The 21640-nt window shown below is 71.1% G+C and carries 22 protein-coding genes; 14 read left to right on the forward strand and 8 right to left on the reverse strand.

Translation table 11 applies throughout. From position 1 onward, the window contains the following. Positions 1–28: 28 nt before the first annotated feature. The 4 genes from pstS to mshD all read right to left on the reverse strand — a co-directional run bounded on the left by pstS (position 29) and on the right by mshD (position 5956). The gene (gene pstS / locus IPK24_04580; GenBank protein MBK8074847.1) at positions 29–1111 is read right to left on the reverse strand and encodes a phosphate ABC transporter substrate-binding protein PstS; all 1083 of its coding nucleotides are present in this window, start codon (positions 1109–1111) and stop codon (positions 29–31) included. Between the two features lie 399 nt (positions 1112–1510). Next, positions 1511–2602, reverse strand: a complete 1092-nt coding sequence (locus IPK24_04585) for an NUDIX hydrolase (GenBank protein ID MBK8074848.1) — start codon at positions 2600–2602, stop codon at positions 1511–1513. A 12-nt stretch (positions 2603–2614) separates the two neighbouring features. Continuing rightward, positions 2615–4945 (reverse strand): RNA degradosome polyphosphate kinase, encoded by a 2331-nt coding sequence (locus IPK24_04590; protein ID MBK8074849.1) that lies wholly within the window; start codon positions 4943–4945, stop codon positions 2615–2617. A 42-nt stretch (positions 4946–4987) separates the two neighbouring features. After that, on the reverse strand, positions 4988–5956 hold the full coding sequence (mshD, locus tag IPK24_04595; GenBank protein ID MBK8074850.1) for a mycothiol synthase: 969 nt from the start codon (positions 5954–5956) through the stop codon (positions 4988–4990). A gap of 173 nt (positions 5957–6129) precedes the next feature. Between mshD and IPK24_04600 the strand changes: the two genes are divergently transcribed. Continuing rightward, a complete protein-coding gene (locus IPK24_04600) occupies positions 6130–7944 on the forward strand; it encodes a bifunctional metallophosphatase/5'-nucleotidase (GenBank protein ID MBK8074851.1) in 1815 nt (604 codons plus the stop codon). A 165-nt stretch (positions 7945–8109) separates the two neighbouring features. Here IPK24_04600 and IPK24_04605 read toward each other — a convergent pair whose 3' ends face one another. Next, positions 8110–8856, reverse strand: coding sequence for a response regulator transcription factor (locus tag IPK24_04605; protein MBK8074852.1), 747 nt, complete (start codon positions 8854–8856; stop codon positions 8110–8112). 158 nt (positions 8857–9014) lie between these two features. Between IPK24_04605 and IPK24_04610 the strand changes: the two genes are divergently transcribed. The 13 genes from IPK24_04610 (at position 9015) to IPK24_04670 (ending at position 18550) form a co-directional block, all read left to right on the forward strand. Then, entirely contained in the window at positions 9015–9755 is a 741-nt protein-coding gene (locus tag IPK24_04610) for a hypothetical protein (GenBank protein MBK8074853.1), read from the forward strand. Positions 9756–9792: 37 nt separating this feature from the next. Then, positions 9793–10314: an FABP family protein gene (locus tag IPK24_04615; GenBank protein MBK8074854.1), complete on the forward strand. Its 522-nt coding sequence runs from the start codon at positions 9793–9795 to the stop codon at positions 10312–10314. 23 nt (positions 10315–10337) lie between these two features. Further along, positions 10338–10757, forward strand: coding sequence for a transcriptional repressor (locus IPK24_04620; protein MBK8074855.1), 420 nt, complete (start codon positions 10338–10340; stop codon positions 10755–10757). Then, positions 10757–12094 (forward strand): folate-binding protein YgfZ, encoded by a 1338-nt coding sequence (locus IPK24_04625; protein MBK8074856.1) that lies wholly within the window; start codon positions 10757–10759, stop codon positions 12092–12094. The genes IPK24_04620 and IPK24_04625 overlap by 1 nt, the downstream gene beginning before the upstream one ends. Then, the gene (locus IPK24_04630) at positions 12033–13040 is read left to right on the forward strand and encodes a 3-keto-5-aminohexanoate cleavage protein (GenBank protein MBK8074857.1); all 1008 of its coding nucleotides are present in this window, start codon (positions 12033–12035) and stop codon (positions 13038–13040) included. The genes IPK24_04625 and IPK24_04630 overlap by 62 nt, the downstream gene beginning before the upstream one ends. Before the next feature lie 132 nt (positions 13041–13172). Further along, complete coding sequence (locus tag IPK24_04635) at positions 13173–13886, forward strand: helix-turn-helix transcriptional regulator (protein ID MBK8074858.1); 714 nt, start codon at positions 13173–13175, stop codon at positions 13884–13886. Positions 13887–13903: 17 nt separating this feature from the next. Next, positions 13904–14617, forward strand: coding sequence for a hypothetical protein (locus IPK24_04640; protein MBK8074859.1), 714 nt, complete (start codon positions 13904–13906; stop codon positions 14615–14617). Positions 14618–14795: 178 nt separating this feature from the next. Then, positions 14796–15119: a DUF2516 family protein gene (locus IPK24_04645; protein ID MBK8074860.1), complete on the forward strand. Its 324-nt coding sequence runs from the start codon at positions 14796–14798 to the stop codon at positions 15117–15119. 100 nt (positions 15120–15219) lie between these two features. Continuing rightward, complete coding sequence (locus tag IPK24_04650; protein ID MBK8074861.1) at positions 15220–15792, forward strand: aerial mycelium formation protein; 573 nt, start codon at positions 15220–15222, stop codon at positions 15790–15792. Between the two features lie 112 nt (positions 15793–15904). Then, positions 15905–16849: an asparaginase gene (locus tag IPK24_04655; protein ID MBK8074862.1), complete on the forward strand. Its 945-nt coding sequence runs from the start codon at positions 15905–15907 to the stop codon at positions 16847–16849. A gap of 40 nt (positions 16850–16889) precedes the next feature. Next, on the forward strand, positions 16890–17315 hold the full coding sequence (locus tag IPK24_04660; protein MBK8074863.1) for a D-tyrosyl-tRNA(Tyr) deacylase: 426 nt from the start codon (positions 16890–16892) through the stop codon (positions 17313–17315). A gap of 2 nt (positions 17316–17317) precedes the next feature. Next, positions 17318–17854: an O-acetyl-ADP-ribose deacetylase gene (locus IPK24_04665; protein ID MBK8074864.1), complete on the forward strand. Its 537-nt coding sequence runs from the start codon at positions 17318–17320 to the stop codon at positions 17852–17854. 12 nt (positions 17855–17866) lie between these two features. Next, positions 17867–18550 (forward strand): histidine phosphatase family protein, encoded by a 684-nt coding sequence (locus tag IPK24_04670; protein ID MBK8074865.1) that lies wholly within the window; start codon positions 17867–17869, stop codon positions 18548–18550. A 36-nt stretch (positions 18551–18586) separates the two neighbouring features. Here the strand turns inward: IPK24_04670 and IPK24_04675 are convergent, their stop codons facing one another. The 3 genes from IPK24_04675 to IPK24_04685 form a co-directional block, all read right to left on the reverse strand. After that, the gene (locus tag IPK24_04675; protein MBK8074866.1) at positions 18587–19216 is read right to left on the reverse strand and encodes a hypothetical protein; all 630 of its coding nucleotides are present in this window, start codon (positions 19214–19216) and stop codon (positions 18587–18589) included. A gap of 38 nt (positions 19217–19254) precedes the next feature. Then, on the reverse strand, positions 19255–20100 hold the full coding sequence (locus IPK24_04680; GenBank protein ID MBK8074867.1) for a class I SAM-dependent methyltransferase: 846 nt from the start codon (positions 20098–20100) through the stop codon (positions 19255–19257). Positions 20101–20211: 111 nt separating this feature from the next. Then, positions 20212–21492 (reverse strand): RtcB family protein, encoded by a 1281-nt coding sequence (locus IPK24_04685; GenBank protein ID MBK8074868.1) that lies wholly within the window; start codon positions 21490–21492, stop codon positions 20212–20214. Positions 21493–21640: the final 148 nt, after the last annotated feature.

Consider the following 21640-nt stretch of genomic DNA (forward strand, 5'->3'; position numbering starts at 1 on the left):
CCCCCGCATCGCGCTCACGAGGACCCGCTCAGCCGATCGCGTCGATCGCGGCGGTGACCTTGCCCGCGACCTCGGTCGGCAGCGGGGCGTAGCCCAGCTTCTCGAGCCCGCCCTGGACCTCGGCGCCACCGAAGTGCTTCAGGAAGGCCTTGACGGCCTTGCCCTTGGCGGCGTCGCTGTACTTCGAGCAGACGATCTCGTAGGTGACCAGGTTGATCGGGTAGGCCCCGGGGGTCTTGGTCGCGTAGTCGAGCTCGAGGGACAGGTCGTTGCCGGTGCCCTTCTGCTTCGCTCCGCCGATCATGGCGCCCACGGTGGCGCCGGTCAGTTCGACCGGTCCGCCACCGTTGTCGACCCAGGCGATGCCGAGGCCGTTCTGCTGGGCGTAGGACCACTCCACATAGGTCACGCCGCCCTTCTGCGCCTTGACCGCGCCGGCGACCCCAGCGGACTTCTCCTTGCCCTCGCCGGACGGGCCGTTCCACTTCTTGCCGGCCTCGAGGCCCCAGGACGTGCCTGCTGCGGCGGTGAGGTACTTCTGGAAGTTGTCCGTGGTGCCCGACTCGTCCGAGCGGAAGTAGACCTTGATGGGGTCGCTCGGCAGCGTCACGCCGGCGTTCAGGGCGGCGATCGCCGGGTCGTTCCAGGCCGTGATCTTTCCGGCGAAGATCTTGCCGGCGACGTCGGAGCTGAGGATCAGCTTGTCGACACCGGGCAGGTTGTAGGCGATGGCAACCGGGCCCGCAACCATGGGCAGGTTCCACGCCGGGGCCTTGCACGTCGCCGCGGCGGCGGTGGCCTCCTCGGGCTTGAGCGCCGAGTCCGAGCCGGCGAAGTCCACCTGCCCGGCCACGAACTGCTTGATGCCGGCGCCGGATCCGGTCGGGTTGTAGTTGATCGTCACGTCGGCGCAGGCGCTCTGGAAGGAGGAGATCGCCGCTTCGATGGCGTTCTTCTGCGCCGAGGATCCCTCGGCCTTGAGCGTGCCCGACGGGCAGTCAGCGGCGGGGGCCGAGGCGGCCGAGGTGCCGCCGGCAGCAGATCCGGTCGTGGTGGAGCCGGTGGTGTTGGCGTCACTTCCGCAGGCCGCCAGGCCCAGGGTGCTGGTCATCGCGACCGCGGTGAACGCGAGGATGCGGGTCTTCGTCACGGGAATGCGTCCCTCTCGACGGGTATGTGTGGACTGGCCGCGACACTGCGGACCGGGTGTCGGAGCCGAACCCGCGCCCACCCACCACGGCGGCGCGGGCCGGCTCCGAGGACGACGCTAGAGAGCCAGGGCAGCCGGTTGGATCGCGCGGCGTACACGGCAGGTGAACCTCGGCGGTCGGTTCATCGACAGCGTTGTCACCGAATCGGGGCAGAGTGTGACCGATCTGGACGAGCGCGCCTGTGATCCGTCACACAGCGTCGCCTGTCCGGTGCGGCGGGCGTGGCTGACGCTGATCGAGACGGCCGAGGGAGACGGCTGATCGAGACGGCTGAGCGAGACGGCTGAGCGAGCGAGACGTCAGCGCAGTGCGACGTACCGTTCGATCCCCACGATCGTGGCGCGACGTCCACTCGGGTGGATCACATGGGCCACCAAGACCTCGCCGGGCGCCAGATAGGGGTCGTCCTGCGGTACGTGTTTGATCAACTCTCGCGTGGTCCGCTCGCGAAGCGCCCGGAACACCCCCGCCAGCACCGGGCGGTGGGTGCACATCGCCGACCGCCGCTCCCGCTCGATCAGGTCGAACAGGTGACGGCGCGCCTTGTTGGGGTCGCGCCGGAAGGCTCGTTCGGTGAGTCCACCCTTGGTGCGGATCTTCACCTTGGCCAGCGCCGCGTACGGGGTGACGGTGTCGACGCATCGACGCCAGGACGAGCTCAGCAGGTACTCGGGCTGCCAACAGGCCAGCAGCGAGGCGAGCGAGGCTGCCTGTCGTCGGCCCGAGGCGATCAGCGGTCGGTCGGCGTCGGCCCTGGCCCAGGCATCGCGCGGCCGTGCCGTGCCGTGCCGGATGATCAGCACCGGGGTCGTGTCCAACTCACCGTCCGCAGCCATCGCCGCCAGGACATCCAGCGGCGCCGCGTCGGTCGGGTGGGCCAGCAGCTCACCGACCTGCTCCAGCGGCACCCACGCCACGCCGTCCACCTCGGTCGTCGGAGCCGTGGCCCGGCCCTGATGCAGCGCCCGTCCGGCCCAGTAGCTGGACTGCTTCACCGCGCCGTTCTGGTCGATGTAGCGCACCGAGGGCAGCGCGCGGCCCAGGACCGCCTCGACACCGGTCTCCTCGGCCAGCTCCCGGATGGCGCACTCGGGCAGGCTCTCACCGACTTCGAGCTTTCCCTTGGGGAACGACCAGTCGTCGTACTTGGGCCGATGCACCATGAGCAGTTCGAGGCCGGCAGGCGTCGTCCGCCAGCACAGGACGCCGGCGGCCAACACCGTTGGCGCGGTCCCGTTGAGCGAGGCCGCCGCGAACCCATTGGACGCCGCCGACCCTCGCGCGGTGCTCGCCGTCGCTGCCGACCCGGCCGATGCCGCCGATTCGGCCGACGGCAAAGCCGCATCTGCGGGCTGCTCCGCGCTGGACTCGACCCCCGGCGAGGTGGACAAAGGCGCTCCGTTTCAGCGTCGTCGGGTGACTGCGCGCCGGCTGGGCCGGGTCGCGATCATGTGTGCCTGCAGGTCCCGACCTGGCTGGCCGTCCGTTCCGCCGTGGCGCACCCAGTCACCGTCCGGGCCGAGGTGCCACGAGATCGTCTCCTCGTCCATGGCCAGGGTCATCATCTGATCCAGCTCGGTCAGGTGACCCGGGTCGCTGAGGCGTACCAGGGCCTCGACCCGGCGGTCGAGGTTGCGGTGCATCATGTCCGAGCTGCCGATGTAGACCACCGGCTCGCCCTTGTTCTCGAACCAGAACACGCGGGAGTGCTCCAGGTAGCGACCCAGGATGCTGCGCACCCGGATGTTCTCGCTCAGCCCGGGCACACCCGGCCGGATCGCGCAGATACCGCGCACCACGACGTCCACCGGAACCCCGGCCTGCGAGGCGCGGTACAGCGCATCGATCAGCACCTCGTCGACGATCGAGTTCATCTTCAACCGCACCCGCGCCGGGTGACCCTCGGCATGGTTGGCGATCTCACGGTTGACGCGATCGACCAGACCGCTGCGCAGCGACCGCGGGGCGACCAGCAGCCGCCGGTAGGCGGTCTTGGGCGCGTAGCCGGACAGCTGGTTGAACAGCCGGGTGAGGTCCTCGCCGACCTGGGGGTCGCAGGTGAGCAGGCCCAGGTCCTCGTAGAGCCGGGCGGTCTTGGGGTTGTAGTTGCCGGTGCCGACATGGCAGTAGCGGCGCAGGCCCTCGGCCTCCTGGCGCACCACGAGGCTCAGCTTGGCGTGGGTCTTGAGCCCGACGATGCCGTACACCACGTGCACGCCGGCCTGCTCCAGCTTGCGCGCCCAACTGATGTTGGCCTGCTCGTCGAACCGGGCCTTGATCTCGACCAGGGCGAGCACCTGCTTGCCGGCCTCGGCCGCGTCGATCAGGGCATCGACGATCGGGGAGTCACCGCTGGTGCGGTACAGGGTCTGCTTGATCGCCAGCACCCGCGGGTCGGCGGCTGCCTGCTCCAGGAAGGCCTGCACGCTGGTCGAGAAGGAGTCGTACGGGTGGTGCAGCAGGATGTCGCGAGCCCGGATCGCCGCGAACACGTCGCTCGGCTTGGCGGTCTCGACCTCGTTGAGGTGGCGGTGGGTCTTGGGCAGGTACTTGGGGTAGTGCAGCTCGGGGACGTCGAGATCCGCGATGGTGTTCAGACCGCGCAGGTCGAGGGGCTCGGAGAGGTTGTAGACCTCGGCGCCGCTCACACCCAGCTCGCGAACCAGCAGCTCGAGCACGTGGTTGTCGATGGTCGAGGCGACCTCGAGCCGCACCGGCGGCCCGAACCGGCGCCGCAACAGCTCCTTCTCGAGGGCCTGCAGCAGGTTCTCGGCGTCGTCTTCCTCGACCTCGAGGTCCTCGTTGCGGGTCACCCGGAAGGTGTGGTGCTGCAGGACCTCCATGCCCGGGAACAGCTGATCGAGGTGCACCGCGATCACGTCCTCGACCGGCACGAACCGGGAGTGGTGCAGGTCGTCGCCGTCCACGCGGATGAAGCGGGGCAGCAGCGGCGGCACCTTGACCCGGGCGAAGTGCTCCTTGTCGGTCACCGGGTTGCGCAGGATGACGGCCAGGTTGAGCGACAGGCCGGAGATGTAGGGGAACGGGTGCGCCGGGTCGACCGCCAGTGGGGTCAGCACGGGGAAGACCTGCTCGCGGAAGAAGGTGTGCAACCGGTCTTGCTCGGAGGCGGACAGAGCGTCCCAGTGCACCAGGGCGATACCGGCCTCGCGCAGCGATGGGGCCACCTCGTCGGTGTAGATCTTCGCGTGCTCCGACATCATCTCGTGAGCGCGCTCGCTGATCGCCTCGAGCAGGTCACGCGGTTCGAGGCCACTGGCCGCGGTCACCGCCAGCCCGGTCGCGATCCGGCGCTTGAGACCGGCCACGCGCACCATGAAGAACTCGTCCAGGTTGCTGGCGAAGATCGCGAGGAACCGGGCACGTTCCAGCAACGGCAGGTTCTCGTCCCGCGAGAGTTCGAGCACCCGGGTGTTGAAGGCCAACCACGACAGTTCGCGATCGAGGAACCGGTCGCTGCGCAGCGGTTCGGGCTCGGCCGGGACGCCGACTGCCCGGCCGTCACTCGCGGCGCCCGACACCGGGGCGCCGGGCGCTGGCGGCGAGGTGGGTGCTGCCTCGTCCGGAAGCGGCGCGGCGGCACCGTTGGAGGGCGCGGCGTCCTTGGCGCTCGACGCGGCCATGACGGCGGCAACGGAGGTGCGGGTACGAGAGGTTCGCGGCCGCCGGGCAGGGCCGGCAGGCGACGCCGGGGTCGTCGCGGAGCTGGTCATGCCCGGCATCGTTTCACGGCGAGGCAACTTGCCGTTAGGGACTCAGGGCACCTTCGAGCCACCTGATCGCCGCACGTACATCACGTCGGTCTCGTGGTGGGCGAAACCCAGCGAGTGGTATACCGCCTTGGCTGCGGCGTTGTCGGCCTCGACGTAGAGCATCGCGCTGTTCAGCCCGGCCTCGGCGAGCCGGTGCAGCCCGGCCAGGGTCAGGCTGCGGCCCAGCCCACGACCCTGGTGCGCCGGGTCGACGCCGACCACGTAGACCTCGCCGATCGGCTCGTGGGCATGTCCCGCCGGGGAGCCGTGCACCTTCGTCCAGTGAAAGCCGACCATCTCGGGGTGTTCGGCCTCACCCTCCTCGGCGATGAGAAACCCCTGCGGGTCGAACCAGGTCTCCGCCAGACGTACCTGAAGGTCACGGCTGGTCCAACCGCCCTGCTCCGGGTGATCGGCGAACGCCCGGGCGTTCAAGGCCAGCCACGGGGCGTCGTCCGAGCCCGGGACGAAGCTGCGCAGCCGGACGCCGTCCGGCAGCGCGACCGGCGGAAGTGGCACGTCGAGTCGACGGCGCCACTGTTCCAGCCGTCGCCCCTCGGCGAACCCCAGGGACGCCGCGAGCCGGCGGGCGGCCGGGTGCGAGCCGTGCGACCACAGTCGCAGCCGGCCGTCGGGGGAGGCCTCGACGGTCGCCTCCACCAGAGCACGCCCCACCCCCTGATCTCGCTCGGCAGGGTCGACCACCACCTCGGCGGCCGCTCCGTCGACCAGGTCGGTCGGGTCGAGATGGGCATATCCGACGATCCGGTCATCGGGCCGCAGGGCGAGCAGGTGTCGGTCTCCGCCGTCCGGCCGGCCGTCGTGGTCCCCACCGCGGAGCAGGTGCAACCGGACGTGTTCGCTCAACGGCTCGGTGCCGTCGGCGTGCGCTGCGTGGTGACACACCGCCGTCACGGCGCTCACCTGGGCAGGGGTGAGCAGCGGGGCGACGCGCACGGTCACCGAACTCATGCGCAGACCCTACGAGGCCTGGCCGGGTGGCGTGGTCACGAGGCAGTGTCGCGCGGAGTCGGCGGGGTCGGCGTGGCCCGTTCGGGTGACGAGGAGGGCGCGGGGCAGTACCGTCCCGGACACCATCAGGCGGAGTTCGGCGAGGGGGCATCCTGGCCCCGGAGGAGACAACCATGTTGCGACAGGAGCGCCGACGGCGCACTCTTCTCGGGCTGGCCGTGGCAAGCGCCACGGTGGCGGCCGTGTCCATGTCCTCAGCGGCCGTTGCGGCACCCACGCCGGTCGACCTGCAGATCCTGAGCTTCAACGACTACCACGGTCACCTGAAGCCACCGGCGGGCGCCGACAGCCAGCTACCGGGCCAGGGTACGACCGCTCACGGCGGGGTCGAGTACCTGTCGAGCACGCTGTCGGCGTTGCGTGCCGGCAAGAAGAACACGCTCACCGTGGCCGCGGGTGACCTGATCGGGGGCAGTCCGTTCCTGTCCGGTCTGTTCCACGACGAGCCGAGCGTGGAGTCGCTGAACGCGCTGAAGCTCAACGTCTCGAGCGTGGGCAACCACGAGTTCGACGAGGGCGTGAGCGAGTTGCTGCGGATGCAGTACGGCGGCTGCCGCACCGACAGCGGGTGTTACCTGCCGACGCCGTACCGCGGGGCGAGGTTCCAGTACCTGGCGGCCAATGTGGCCTACGCCAACGGCGTCAAGGTCAAGGCTCCCGCCGGTAGCCGGGACTACGGCGACTGGTTCAGGTCGCGCACCGGTCGCACCATCCTGCCGCCCACCTGGGTCAAGGAGGTCGGCGATGTCAAGGTCGGCTTCATCGGCATGACCCTCGAGGCCACCCCCGAGTTGGTCGCGCAGGCCGGCATCAAGAACGTGACCTTCAAGGACGAGGTGGCCAGCGCCAACCTGGCCGCGGCCGACCTGGCCCAGCGCGGGGTCAAGGCGATCGTGGTGCTGATTCACGAGGGTGGCGTGCCGCCCACCGGTGCCGCCTACAACTTCCCGTGCACCGGTGAGAACACCGGATCGTCGATCTCGGGTCCGATCGTCGAGATCGCCCGGAACCTCGACGCCCGGATCGACATGGTGGTCAGCGGGCACACCCACCAGCCGTACACCTGCATGATCCCCGACCCGGCGGGCAACCCGCGATCGGTGACCAGTGCGATGGCGTTCGGCCGGTTGGTGACCGAGACCAACCTGAAGCTCGACCGTCGCACCAAGGACGTCATCCGTTCGTCGGTGGTCGCGGTGAACCGGCCCGTGCTGCGCACCGTCACGCCCGATCCGGTGCAGAGCGCGATCATCGCCAAGTGGGACGCGCTGTCCGCGCCGCTGGGCAATCGCCTGGTCGGGTCGATCACGGCCGACATCAAGCGGGCCACCAATGCCGACGGGACGCCGGACAACCGGGCCGCCGAATCCAGCCTGGGTGACCTGATCGCCGACGCCCAGCTCGACCGGACGACGGCCAACGGCGCCCAGATCGCCTTCATGAACTCCGGCGGCGTGCGAGCCGACCTGCTCTACGCCGGGTCGCCTGCCGGAGAGGGCGACGGCCAGGTGACCTACAGCGAGGCGTTCGCCGTCCAGCCGTTCGGCAACCTGCTCGTCACCCTGACCCTGACCGGCGCGCAGATCGACACCGTGCTGGAGCAGCAGTTCAACAGTGCCCGGTCGCGCCCGATCCTGATCAACGGGGTCTCGCGCGGGTTCACCTACTCGTACTCGGCCTCGGCGCCGCAGGGCAGCAAGATCGACCCCGCCACGATCAAGCTCGACGGGGTCACCCTCAGCCCGACCGCGACCTACCGGGTGACGGTGAACAACTTCCTGGCCGACGGCGGTGACGGCTTCGCCGAGCTGAAGAACGGCACCAACCGCGTCGGCGGCGGCGTCGATCTCGACGAGTTCGTCGCCTGGCTCGGCACCCACCCCGCCACCGCACCCCCGAGCCCCACCCGCATCACCGTCCTGCCCTGACCCCAACCCAACCCAACCCCGAGAACCCGCTCATGCTCCGCGGGTGACCGCTGATGCTCCGCGGGTGACGCATTTCGACCGGTTTTCGCCGGCGTCGCGTGTCACCCGCGGAGCATGACGCGGTTTGGGGGGTGATTCGGGGGGTGGGGTGGGGTGGGTCGTGGTTCAGGCGTCGACGCGTCCGGGGGATGCCTCGACCTCGGCCGGGGTGTCGCCGTCTGCATCGACGGCGCGCCCACTGGGGACGAAGCGATACCCCACGTTGCGTACGGTGCCGATCAGGGCCTCGTTGTCGGTGCCCAATTTGGCGCGCAATCGGCGCACATGGACGTCGACCGTCCGGGTTCCGCCGAAGTAGTCGTACCCCCAGACCTCCTGCAGCAACTGCGCCCGGGTGAACACCCGGCCGGGATGCTGTGCGAGGTACTTGAGCAGCTCGAACTCCTTGTAGGTCAGGTCGAGGGAGCGACGTCGCAGCCGGGCGCTGTAGGTCGCCTCGTCGATCACCAGGTCACCGTTGCGGATCTCGCTGGACTCCGGCTCCCGATCGAGTTCGAGGGCACGACTGCGGGCGGTGGCCAGGCGTAGTCGCGCCTCCACCTCGGCCGGGCCCGCGGCGTCCAGCAGCACGTCGTCCATGCCCCAGTCGACGGCGACGGCGGTGAGGCCACCCTCGGTCAGCACCAGCAACAGGGGCGACGACAATCCCGTCGTGCGCAAGAGCCGGCACAGCGAGCGTGCGCCGGCGAGATCGCGGCGACCGTCGACCAGGATCGCGTCGGCGACCGGGGCGTCGACCAGGACGGCGGGCTCGGCCGGCAGCACGCGCACCTGGTGGGCCAGCAGCCCCAGAGCGGGTAGCACCTCGGACGAGGGCGCCAGTGCGTTGGTGAGCAGGAGCAACTGGGCCACGAGGCCTCCTTCCCAGGTGGGTTCGATGACCCGCCTGGTGTGTGATCGCGAATGCGATCGGGCCGCGCCGCGTCACTGCGGGAAGCGAGACGTCCACCCAGGATAGCGACCGGGAGATCGCGCGGGTCAGCTCGCCGGGATCTGTCAGGATGCCGGTCGTGATGTCACTGCTGTGCTCACTGGTCTCGGTGGCCCTGGCCGTCGGTCTCGTCGCTGCGGCGCACTGGGGTGCCACGGCGCTCGCGGGGGCCGTGGCGCTCGCCGTGGTGCTGGTCGCGCTGGGCTGGGGTGCGTTGCTGGAGCTCGAACGTTCGCGAGTCACCACCGCGGTGGTGATCGCGGTCAGTGGCCTGGGCGGCGTCGGGCTGGCGTTGCGCACCGCCGAACGGGTTCAGCCGTTGGCCGCCTTCGCCGGGCTGATCGCGGGCTGCGTCCTGTTGGCCTTCGCCCATCAGTTGCTGCGGCGTGACGGACGCGGCGGTTTGGTCGAATCGGTCACTGCCACACTCTCCGGTCAGGTCATCGCGGTGCTCGGTGCCGGGTGGATGCTGCTGCCCGAGACCCGGCTCGGCCTGGCCGGGCTCACGGTCGCCGCCGCTGCCCTCGCGGGTTCGGTCGTCGTGGTCGGCCTGCCGATCGAGTCGAATGTGCGCGGCTGGGCTGCCTTCGCCGCAGGGGCCGTGGTCGCCTCGCTGGCCGCCGTGGTGGTCTCGGACGGCGATCTGCTGGCCACGGCGTTGGTCGGGGTGGCCGTGGCGGCTGTGGCGTCCGGCACCACCATGTTGTTGCAGTCCCAGCACGCCGCCGTTCGGCTGATCGGTTTGCCCGCGGCGGCAGCCGGTCCGGTCTGCGCGGTGGGCACCGTGGCGTATGCGGTGGCGCGACTGTCGGGCAACTGAGCCGTCCGGTTCGGGTTCGACATAGCAAGATGGGCACATGCCCATCGAGCTCTCCGCAGACATGCCGCCGCCCCTGGTTCCGCTGAGCTGGCTGGTGGGGGTGTGGGTCGGGGCCGGCGTGGTCGGCTACCCGACCATGGCGCAGGACCAGCGCTTCGGCCAGGAGGTCGAGTTCGGTCACGACGGGCGGCCGTTCCTGTCCTACAGGTCGCGGACCTGGTTGCTGGACGAGGACGGCAACCAGGTGCGCCCGCTGGCCACCGAGACCGGCTTCTGGCGCACCGGCGGACCGGCCGAGGCCGGCGGCACCGAGGTCGAACTCCTGCTGACCCACCCGACCGGGTTCGTCGAGATCTACCACGGTGCCGTGGAGGGGCCGCGGATCACCATGGCCACCGATGTCGTCGCCCGGACGTCGACGGCCAAGGAGTACACCGGAGCCTCCCGCCTCTACGGCCTGGTCGAGGGGGATCTGTTGTGGACGATGGACATGGCCGCCATGGGCACGCCGCTCACGCCGCACGTCTCGGCGCAGTTGAAGCGGGTGAATCTGAGCTGACCGCGCCTGTCGATGGCTCGGACCTGCTGGGCTCCGCGCTGCGCGCCCGGGGCCTGCGTGCCACCACCCAGCGGCGGTTGGTCGCCGATGCCGTCGTGGCGTTGGGCCACGCCACGCCCGAGCAGGTGTGCGAGCGGGTGCAACAGAGCACTCCCGGCTTGAGTCTGTCGACGGTGTACCGCACGCTCGAACTGCTCGAAGAACTCGGCGTGGTCACCCACACCCACCTCACCCACGGTGCCTCGACCTACCACGCCCGGGGCGACGAGCAGCACATCCACCTGGTCTGCCATCGGTGCGGGGCCGTGGCCGAGGCGGACGCCGCGCTGGCGGTCGAACTGGCCGCTGCGGTGCTCGCCCGGCACGGTTTCGTCACCGACCTGTCCCACCTGTCCCTGCACGGGCTCTGCGTCCGTTGCGCGTCCACCGAGGTCGTGACCTGATGGCACCATCGCCCACCACACCATCCACCACGCAATCCACCACACCGTCCGCAGGGCAGCAGCCACCTGACTCGCCGCTGCTCGACCGGGTGCCGGGGGCCGTGCCGTTGCCCAGCGGCGGGGGCACACCGGGCGGGACGGCGTCCGCGCCCGATGCCGGGGTGGCCTGGCACTACGGCGACCCGATGCGCGAGCAACGCCTGCTCGCGGCGGGCGAGGCGGTGACCGATCTGTCGCACCGGGGATTGCTGATCGTCACCGGTGAGGCGCGGCTGAGCTGGCTGCAGGCGTTGACCACCCAGCAGGTGAGCGATCTGGCGCCGGGCCGACCGGTCGAGTCGCTGGTGCTCAGCCCCTATGGCCACGTCGAGCACGCGCTGCACCTCGTGGACGACGGTGAGCGGGCCTGGATCTCGGTCGACGCGACGTCCATGCGCCCCGCGCTCGACCCGGCGTCGACGGCCGAGCCCTTGGCAGACTGGTTGCGCAGCATGCGATTTCGCACTCGGGTGACGATCGAGGACGTCACGGGGCAGTGGGCGGCCATCGGGATGGTGCTGGCCCCCGACGCTGCGCTGCCGCCCGCTGTCCAGGCTGCGGTCGACGCTGCGTTCGCGGCAGCAGGCGCGCCGGACGGCACCGGGCCGGTGCCGCCGTCGTGGCAGGACCCATGGCCGGCTCCGGGGGAGAACACCGGCCTGTACACCGCCGGCACCCTCGACGATCACCCCGGGTGGCGCCGGCCGTGGCGCGAGGTGTGGGTGCCGCGAGCCGGCTTCGCCGACGCCGTCGCGGCGCTACCGCTGGCCGGGTCGTGGGCGAGCGAGGCCTTGCGGGTGGCGGCCTGGCGACCCCGAGCCGGCTGCGACACCGATCACCGCACGCTGCCGCACGAGGTGGACTGGATGCGCACCGGGTTGCACCTGAACAAGGGGTGCTACCGCGGGCAGGAGACGGTCTCGCGTGTGCATCACCTGGGCAAGCCACCGCGCCGGCTGGTGATGCTGCACCTGGACGGCTCCGAGCACGACCTGCCGGCGGCGGGTGACCCGGTCTACCTGATGCCCGGGGCCGGGGCCGGGGGCGGCTCTGGCGATCCCGACGAGTCCGCCGACGTGCCCGACGGGGTCGCCTCGGTGCGGCAGGGCCGGCCGGTCGGGCAGGTCACCAGCCCGGTACGCCACCACGAATGGGGCCCGATCGCCCTCGCGCTGGTCAAACGGTCACTCCCCACGGACGCTGCCCTGCGGGTGCTCCCCGCGGGTGCGTCGCCGGATGGTGAACGGGGTCAGGCGGCGTCTCAGGAGGCAATCGTCGCGGACGCGACAATCTCCTGAAACGCGCCTCATCGACCGAAGGTCTTCCCGTTCGGCGGCTGGTGTCGACGCTTCGCTGCGTCATAGCCTGGGCAGCGTGAGCCTTTCGCCGAATCCCGTCTCGATCGCGAACCGCACCCTGATCACGGTCGCGCCCACCGGGGCCGAGACCGACAAGGCGGACGCTCCGGCGCTGCCGGTGACCCTGGCCGAGTTGGTCCAGACGGCTGTCGCGTGTCAGGCGGCCGGTGCCGCGTTGATTCATGTGCACATCCGGGACGACGCGGGGAGGCCGTCGCTCGACCTGGCGCGGTTGACCGACACCGTGGCGGCGCTGCGGGAGGCGACCTCGCTCGTCGTCCAACTCTCGACCGGGGGCAGCGTGCACGACCCGCTCGGTCACCGGCTCGGCGTGCTCGACGCCGCCCCGGACTCGTGCTCGCTCACGTGTGGCACGGTCAACTTCGGTGACCAGGTGTTCCTGAATCCGTGGCCGTTCATGGTGGACCTGTACCGGGCGGCGCAGGAGGCCCGGGTGGTACCCGAGTTCGAGCTGTTCGATCTGGGCCACATTGCCTCGCTGCGCCGGCTGATCGATCTGTGTGGGCTGCCCTACGGCGGCCGGGTGCACTGCGACCTGGTGCTCGGGGTGCCCGGGGCGGCGCCGGCCACGGGCGCGGCGCTCGCCACGATGGCTGCTGCGCTGCAGGCCCAGGTTCCCGAGGTGACGTCCTGGTCGGCGACGGGTGTCGGCCGTAGTTCGCTCACGGTGATGCCGGGCGCGCTGTCGCTGGGTGGCCACCTGCGCGTGGGCATGGAGGACACGCTCACCTACGCGAAGGGTCGCCCGGTGGCCTCGAACGCCGAACTCGTCGAGCGGGCAGCGAGTTTGGCATCGATCGTGCAGCGCCCCGCGATGAGTCCGGACGACGCCCGCGCGCTGCTCGCGATCCGTCCGGCGGCCTGACCCGGACTCTCGCGGACGAGAGTGATTCGGCCTGATCGTCCTGATCGCGGCTGATCTCGCCGGGCCGGCGCGCTGGGGTGTGAGCCGGATCATGTCGGTTTCGATTTGCGGGTGCTAACAAATGCAAGCAGAATGGATGCTGTGGCAAGCATCTCGGAGAAGGTCGGCGACCTCGGTGACTACCTGCGCGAGCAGCGGGAGGGTGCCAAGTTGTCGGTGCGTCAGCTCGCCACCCTCGCCGGGGTGAGCAACCCCTACCTGAGCCAGATCGAGCGGGGTCTGCGCAAGCCGTCGGCGGAGGTGTTGCAGCAGATCGCCAAGGGGCTGCGGATCTCGGCCGAGGCGCTCTACGTGCGGGCCGGCATCCTGGACGGCGAGGGCCGCCCGGACGTCGAGGCCGCCATCGGCGCCGACCCGGCACTGACCGACCGGCAGCGCCGCGCGCTGCTCGACATCTACACCTCCTTCTGTGCCGAGAACGCCCGGGTGGGTCTGGACGCCGCGCCGCCGGCTCGTCGTCCGCTCGCTCGGCGGATGGCCCGAACCGCCACGTCGAAGGCCTCGGCCACCAAGGCCTCGGCGGCCGAGGCCGCGACAACGAAGACTCCGGCGGCCAAGACCGCGACCGCGAAGCGGGCGACCGTCAAGTCCTCCGTGACCGCGAAGCCCGTGACCGCGAAGCCCGTGACCGCCAAGAGCTCGGCCACCAAGACCCCGGCCACCAAGCGTGCGGCCACGACCCGTGCGGCGAGCAAGACCGCTGCGAAGAAGGCGACGACCAAGGCCGGCGCTCCCAAGACATCAAGAACTGCCAAGACCCAACAGAACCCGTCCTCCGACGGGTGAAGCGAGGAGAAGGACTCATGTCCGTTCGTACCGATATCCGCAAGACCGTGTCCCAGGCCTCTCCGGTGATGGCCGCCGTGGGCGTCACCGACCTGGCCGTCGAGCGCGTCCGTCAGGCCGTGGCCGAGGCCGGCCACCTGCAGGAGGGCTTCGAGGCCCGGGTGACCAAGATCCAGCTGCGGGTCGAGAAGGCGGTCGGCTCGATCGACCCCGCCTACCTGCAGAAGTTCCTGGCCAAGACGTTCGACCCGAAGGCACTGCAGACGCAGGCCAAGGAGGTTCCGGCGCTCGCCCTGACCCGGGCGCTCGAGATGGCCGGCAAGGTCGAGCACCGCTACGAGGACCTGGCCGAGCGGGGTAAGCAGCTCGTGCTGCGTCTCGAGGAGGCCCCGGCCACCCAGGAGTTCGTGCAGCAGAGCAAGGCCACCGTCAGCCGCGGCAAGGCCCTGGTCACGACGGCCCAGCACGCCGCCGAGGCGACCCTGGCCGACGCCAAGGCCACCCTCACCGTCGGCCGCAAGGAGCTCGACGAGGTCGTGGACGAGGTCGAGCAGGCCGTGGTGGAGGGCACCAAGTCCACCCGGGCAGCCGTGAAGAAGACGGCCGCCACCGCCAAGACCAAGGCGGCCACCACACGCAGCGCGACCAAGCGTGCGGCCACCACCGCCCGTGGCGCGGCGTCCAAGGCCGCCAAGGCCGCCGAGCAGGCCGCCGAGACCATCGGCGACTGACTCAGCGCCGATCGCGCGGTCGCGCCCATCCGGCATGAGCGCAACGTGACATCGCGCTCGTCCAGCGAGCGCAACGTGACATCGCGCTCGCCTGGGATGAGCGTTCCGCGACCCACCCCGCCATCAGGGCAGGGTGGGTCGCGGGCATCTGCGGCCGAAGTTACGTACCCTGACGGGCATGGGTGACTTGCAGCTGTACGTCTTGTGGGGCTTGGGCGTCGTGGCGTTCGGCGCCGAGGTCTACGCCCTCGTGGATGCGGCCCGCACCCGCGCCGACGCCTTTCCGGTCGCCGGCAAGTTGAGCAAGCCCAAGTGGCTCAGCATCCTGGGTGTCGCCACGGCCGTGGGGTTCCTGGCGCTGCCGGGTGGTTTCATGACCATTCTCAACTTCCTGCCGATCATCGCCTTCGCGGCCGCGGCGGTGTACCTCGCCGATGTGCGCCCCGCCGTCCGGCAGATCCGCGGGGGTGGCGGGCAGCCCGGCCCGTACGGCCCGTGGTGAGCCCGATTCTCACCAGTTATGCCTCTGAGTAGTCAGAACGACACGTTCAGGCATCACTCACGGTAGGCTCCTGGTCACGGTCGACGGGAGGAGCGCGGAGATGACCGAGTACATGGTGGGTGGACGCCGCCGGATCGACCGCGTCCTGGCCCCGGACTACCTCGAGGGCATCGACCAGTTCGACATGGACGAACTCCGGGCACGCAAGACCGAGGCCGAGCAGGAGGAGACCGACCTGTCCTACGCCCGCAGGCTGCTGCAGGGTCGGCTCGACATCCTGCGCGCCGAGCAGGAGGCCCGCGCGCGTGGTGAGAGCGGCATGGCCGGCCGTCCGCCCGGGCAGTCGACGGACGCCGAGCTGGCCGAGCGCCTCGCCAAGGCGCTGGCCGACCCGCCGCGGCAGAGTCGCGGGTTGGGGCGTCACCTGTCCGCCCTGCTCCCGAGCCGCATCGGTGAGAACCGGCGCGAGGCCGAGCGGGCGGTCTCCGACGTCGGTGGCTCCGACCTGGCCCACCTCGGCGAACCGGAACTGCGCGGGGCGATCGACCACCTCGCGGACGTCGAGGCACGGCTGAGCCGCTCTCGTCGCCAGGTGCAGAACGTGGTCGATCGGCTGACCGGTGAGATCGCCCGGCGCTACCAGGCCGGGCACGTCCCGATCGCCCTGCCCTGACCCAGCCCTGTAACCGGCCCCGAAACTGGCCCCGGCCCTCGCACACTGGCAGGGCACTGACACGGCCCGGACGCACCGCCCGAGCACCTCTCGAACCCCTACGCTGCGCGCCATGGTTCACGCGCTGCTGGCACACGTCGTCCGCTCGGGATTCGTCGAGAGCGAGCATCACGGCACCGCGGTGGCCCTCGATGCCGCCGGCGCAGCTGTCGTCGAGCGGGGGGACGCGACGTCCCCGATGTTCCCGCGGTCGGCGAACAAGCCGTTGCAGGCGGTCGCGATGCTTCGCGGTGGGCTCGACCTGGACGGCCACCTGCTCGCCCTCGCCTCGGCCAGTCACAACGGCGAGCACTTCCACCGCGACGGAGTGCGCCGGATCCTGGCCAGCGCCGCCCTTCCAGCCGAGGCGCTGCAGACCCCGCCCGACCTGCCGGCGGGGGACGTCGAAGCGCTCCTGTGGCGTCGCGCTGGCCGCGCGCCCACAGCCATCGCGCACAACTGCTCCGGCAAGCACGCCGCGATGCTGTCGACCTGCGTGATCAACGGCTGGCCGACGGACACCTACCGTGAGCCGGACCACCCGCTGCAGCGCCTGATCAGCGACACGGTGGCCGAGCTGACCGGCGAGCCGGTGACAGCCGTCGGTGTCGACGGCTGCGGCGCCCCGGTGCTGGCGGTCTCGGCCCTGGGCCTGGCCCGGGGGTATGCACGCCTGTGCACCGCCGCCGACGGCAGTCCCGAGCAGCGCGTCGTGCGGGCGATCCGTACCCACCCGGAGTGGCTCGCCGGCACCGGCCGGGACGCCACCCGGATGATGCGCGCCGTCCCCGGTCTGATCGCCAAGGACGGCGCCGAGGCCGTGTTCGCCGCCGGACTACCCGACGGCCGGGCCGCCGTCGTGAAGATCGCGGACGGCGCCGAGCGGGCGAGCGGGCCGGTGCTGGCCGCGTTGCTGCGTCGCCTCGGCGTCGACGACGGCGCCCTGGATTGGCTCCGTGAGGCGCCGGTGATCGGTGGGGGCCGGCGGGTGGGACAGCTCGAGGTCGTCGACCTCTGAGGCGGGCACCACCGGACACACCACGACTAGGCTCGCGGTCATGCGAGCGGTGGTGCAGCGGGTCAGCCGGGCCCGGGTCAGCGTGGCCGGTGAGGTGATCGGGGCCATCGAGCGACCGGGGCTGGCGGTGCTGGTCGGCGTGACCCACACCGACGGCGCTGCGCAGGCGCAGACCCTGGCCCGCAAGATCGCCGGGCTCCGCATCCTGCGCGATGAGCGCAGCGTGCTGGACGACGCTGCGCCCGTGCTCGTGGTGAGCCAGTTCACGCTCTACGCCGATGTCGCCAAGGGACGCCGCCCCTCCTGGTCGGCCGCCGCGCCCGGCCCGGTGGCCGAACCCCTGGTCGAGGCGTTCGCTGCCGCCCTGCGCGAGCAGGGAGTCGAGGTGGCGACGGGACGATTCGGTGCCGACATGGCCGTCGAGCTGGTCAACGACGGCCCGGTGACCCTGATGGTGGAGGTGTGAGGGTGCGGATCGAGGTCGTCCCCGGGGACATCACGACCCAGCAGGTCGACGTGATCGTCAACGCGGCCAACTCCTCCCTGTTGGGCGGGGGCGGGGTGGACGGCGCGATCCACGCCGCCGCCGGCCCCGGTCTGCTCGAGGAGTGCCGGGAGGTGCGCCGAACCCGCTTCCCCCAGGGGCTGCCGGTCGGCGAGGCGGTCGCCACGGGTTCGGGTGACCTGCCGGCCCGATGGGTGGTGCACACGGTCGGGCCGAACCGGCATCGCGGCCAGCGGGACCCGGCGCTGCTCACCTCCTGCTTTCGGGTCAGCCTGATCCGGGCTGCGGAGCTCGGCGCGGTCTCGGTGGCCTTCCCGGCGATCAGCGCCGGCGTGTACGGCTGGGACGTCGATCAGGTGGCCTCGATCGCGGTGCGCACCATCCGAGCGGTGGACGTCGCCCAGGAGGCGTCCTCGGTCGAGCTCGTACGGCTCGTCCCGTTCGGGGAGAAGGCCACCGCCGCCTTCAGCGCGGCACTGACAGCACTCGACCACACGTAGGGGAGTCGGCCCGTGGAGCTCGTCCTCGTCCGGCACGGCCAGTCCGGCAACAACCTGCTGTGGCAGCAGACCGGGTCGAGTCGGGGTCGTTCACCCGACCCGGAGCTGACCGAACTGGGGCACGAACAGGCCCGTGCCGTGGCTCGAGCGTTGGCCGACAACGAGTTCGCCGTCACACCCACCCACCTCTACACCAGCCTGATGACCCGGGCGGTGCAGACCACGGCCCCGATCGCGGCGGCGCTCGACCTGTCGGCCGTCGGTCATGAGCACATCTTCGAGTACTACGGCCCCGTGGTGATAGACCCCGACGACCCACAGCGCCTCACCCCGCACCCCGGCGCTGCGCGGGATGCGCTCGCCGCATGGTGCGATCGACTGGTGCTGCCCGACAGCGCCACCGAGGCCGGGTGGTGGGGTGGGCCGGTGGAGGATCGCGAGACCTGCGCCGAGCGGGCGCGCGACGTCGTCCGGCAGTTGACCGCCGATCATGACGCGGACGACGTGGTGGTGCTGGTCACCCACGGCACCTTCAGCCAGTACCTGATCCAGGCCGCACTCGGGGTCGAGTCGATGACCGGCTGGCTGGCCATCGACAACACCGGGGTCTCGCGATTCCGGTTCCTCGACGGGGTCACCCTGGCCTCGTGGATCAACCGCACCACCCACCTGAGCCCCGATCAGCTCAGCGACTGAGGTCGGCGTCTCGTCCCCCCACCCCGGGGGTGTGAATCAGCCCGCCCGGGTCACCACGTAGGTGTGGCCGGCGGCGGTCGCCCCCATCGCGGCGGCCACACTGCGGGCCACGGCCTCACTGTCGCGACGGGTGACCTCCACGCGGCCACCGGCGGGGTCCTGGCGCCAGACCACCCACTGCACCGCGCTGACCTCGCCCTCGGGGTTCGACGCCGCGGCCACCACTGCGTCGGCGAGCGGGTCGACGTCGACCGGGGACGACGCATCGACGTCCACCACCGGCCAACCGTGCTGTCCGGACGACGAGGTCGGCGACCCGGCCGCCGGCCCCTCGCTCGAACAGCGCACCTCGACGACCTGTCCGTCGAGCCTGGTCAGCGCCGCCTCGTCGGTGTGTACCCCGTCGAGGACGCCGCCACCACAGTCGGCGGCCATCGCGACCAACGCGGTGGTGCAGGCAGCGGTGAGTCGCTCGGCCTGCTGCTCGTCACCGGCGTCCATCGCACTGGTCAGGGCACCCAGCAGGGTCTGACGGGCCAGGAGCGGCAGCCCGAGCGTGTGGGCCAACTCGCGAGCCAGGTCGCGGGTCGGGTCGACGGTATGGCCGCTGCGATCACCCGACAGGACGACGTACAGCCCCGGGGTGTCGGCGGTGAGCGAGGTCATGGTGCTCTGTTCTACCGCTTGACGGGTGGTGTTCGCTGTCAGACACCGCCACCGTGAGCCGACCGTGACGGAGCGACCGCCGGCCAGGCAACCGTCAGTTCTCCCAGGCGCCAGCGTGTCGGGCCGTCCAGCAGCGGCCATCCGGCGCGGCGCGCGGCGGCCGCCATGGCCGCCCAGCGCTGGCGCGCACCGAAACCGGCCAGGTGCGCGTGACGGGTCCAGGCGTCGTCCAGGGCCTGCAAGAAAGCGTGGATCGGCTCGCCCGGCACGTTGCGATGGATCAGCGCCTTGGGCAGCCGTTCGGCCAATTCACCGGGGCGGTCGAGACCGGCCAGCCGGGTCGACAGGGTGAGCGATCTCGGTCCGTCGGCCTCGAGGGCCACCCAGGTCGCGCGACGTCCGACCTCGTCGCAGGTGCCCTCGACGACCAGCCCGCCGGGCGCCAGCCGTGAGCACAGCGACGCCCACGCGGCGTCCACCTGGTGCTCGTCGTACTGGCGCAACACGTTCAGGGCGCGGATCACCACCGGGCGCCGACCTGCCGGCAGCGGCACCTCGAACCCACCTCGGGTGAAGCTCAAGCCGTTGCCCGCCAGCGGCTGCGCGGCCTCGACGCGGGAGGGATCGATCTCGATGCCCACCACCTCGACCTCGGTCCGGACGGCGCGCAGCCGGGCCAGCAGCTCGACCGCGGTGATCGGGGTGGCGCCGTAGCCGAGGTCGACCACCACCGGGTCGGCCGCCGTCCGCAGTCGGCGCCCGGCGCCGGGGCCGGCCAGCCATCGGTCGATGCGGCGCAGCCGATTGGGGTTGGTGGTACCCCGGGTGATCGTGCCCTGCGGGCGGGTGGCTGCCCGCCCCGGTGCGCGTCCGCGACCGCTCACGAGTCCACGGTAGGCCCCTCGCCGACCCACCCCCGTCCATGATCACCGTTTGGGATGCGGATCCGGGACGAAAACCCCGGAATCCCGCGCCCAAACGGTGATCATGAGATCTCAGCCCTTGACGCAGACCACCTGACGCAGCTGGTGCACCACCTCGACCAGGTCGGACTGGGCGGCGATCACCGCGCGCACGTCCTTGTACGCACCGGGGATCTCGTCGACCACGCCCCGGTCCTTGCGGCACTCCACGCCCGCGGTCTGCGTCGCCAGGTCGGCCTCGGTGAAGGTCTTGCGGGCCTTGTTGCGGCTCATCCGCCGCCCCGCGCCGTGCGAGGCCGAGCAGAACGAGGCCGGGTTGCCCAGCCCGCGGACGATGTACGACCCGGTGCCCATCGATCCGGGGATGATCCCCAGCTCGCCGGACCCGGCCCGGATCGCGCCCTTGCGGGTCACCAGCACCTCGACGCCGTCGTGCACCTCCTCGGACACGTAGTTGTGATGGCACGAGATCGGCTCGCCGAAGCCGACCGCCAGACCGCGCCGGCCGCCCGCTCGCTTCTGCTTCGAGGCCGCGAAGAAGTCCCGGACAACGCCCGTCAACAGCGCGAGCATCACCGCACGGTTGCGCCGGGCATAGTCCTGCGCCCAGAACAGGTCACGCCGGTAGGCGGCCATCTGTGGGGTGTCGGCGACGAACACCGACAGGTCCCGATCGGGCAGATCGGCGTTGTGTGGCAACGTCATCGCCCGCTCGATGTGAGCCTGGGCCAGCAGGTTGCCGATGCCGCGCGAGCCCGAGTGCAGCATCAGCCAGACCGGGGCTGCGCCCTCGTCGATCGGCACGCCGGCCTCGTCGCGGGCACCCACCTCGAGGCAGACCTCGATGAAGTGGTTGCCCCCGCCGAGGCTGCCCAGCTGCGCGCGCGCCTTGGCCCGCTGGTGGGTGACCGAGGCGTCCAGGTCGTCGAAGCCGGCCCAGAACCGGTCCCAGTCGGCGGTGGTCGCCGGGTCGCCGCCCAGCGGACGCAACCGCGCGACGTCCACCGGCTCGGCATGGCCGGCGAACCCGACCGGGATCGCCGCTTCGATCGCCGTCCGCAACCGCGACAGGTCACCGGGCAGGTCGGCGGCGGTCAGCGAGGTGCGCACCGCCGCCATGCCGCACCCGATGTCCACCCCGACCGCGGCGGGACTGATGGCCTCACGCATCGCGATCACCGACCCGACGGTGGCGCCCTTGCCGTAGTGCACGTCGGGCATCACGGCCAGACCGTGAACCCAGGGCAGCGAGGTGACGTTGCGCAGCTGGCGCATCGCGGCGTCCTCGACCTGGTTCGGGTCGGCCCACATGCGGATCGGTACCCGAACTCCGGGCACCTCGACGAACGACATCGGAACACCTTCTCGGTTCGCGGGCTGGTCGGCGGGCGCCGACCGGCCCTCCATGACGCCATGATCGGCCGCTGCGGGCAATCGATTAACGCCTCCATGATCACTGTTGGATCGCCGTCCGCTCCGCGTCGACGGGAGCAAACCGCGA

Source organism: Kineosporiaceae bacterium, from assembly GCA_016713225.1.
GTDB lineage: Bacteria > Actinomycetota > Actinomycetes > Actinomycetales > Kineosporiaceae > JADJPO01.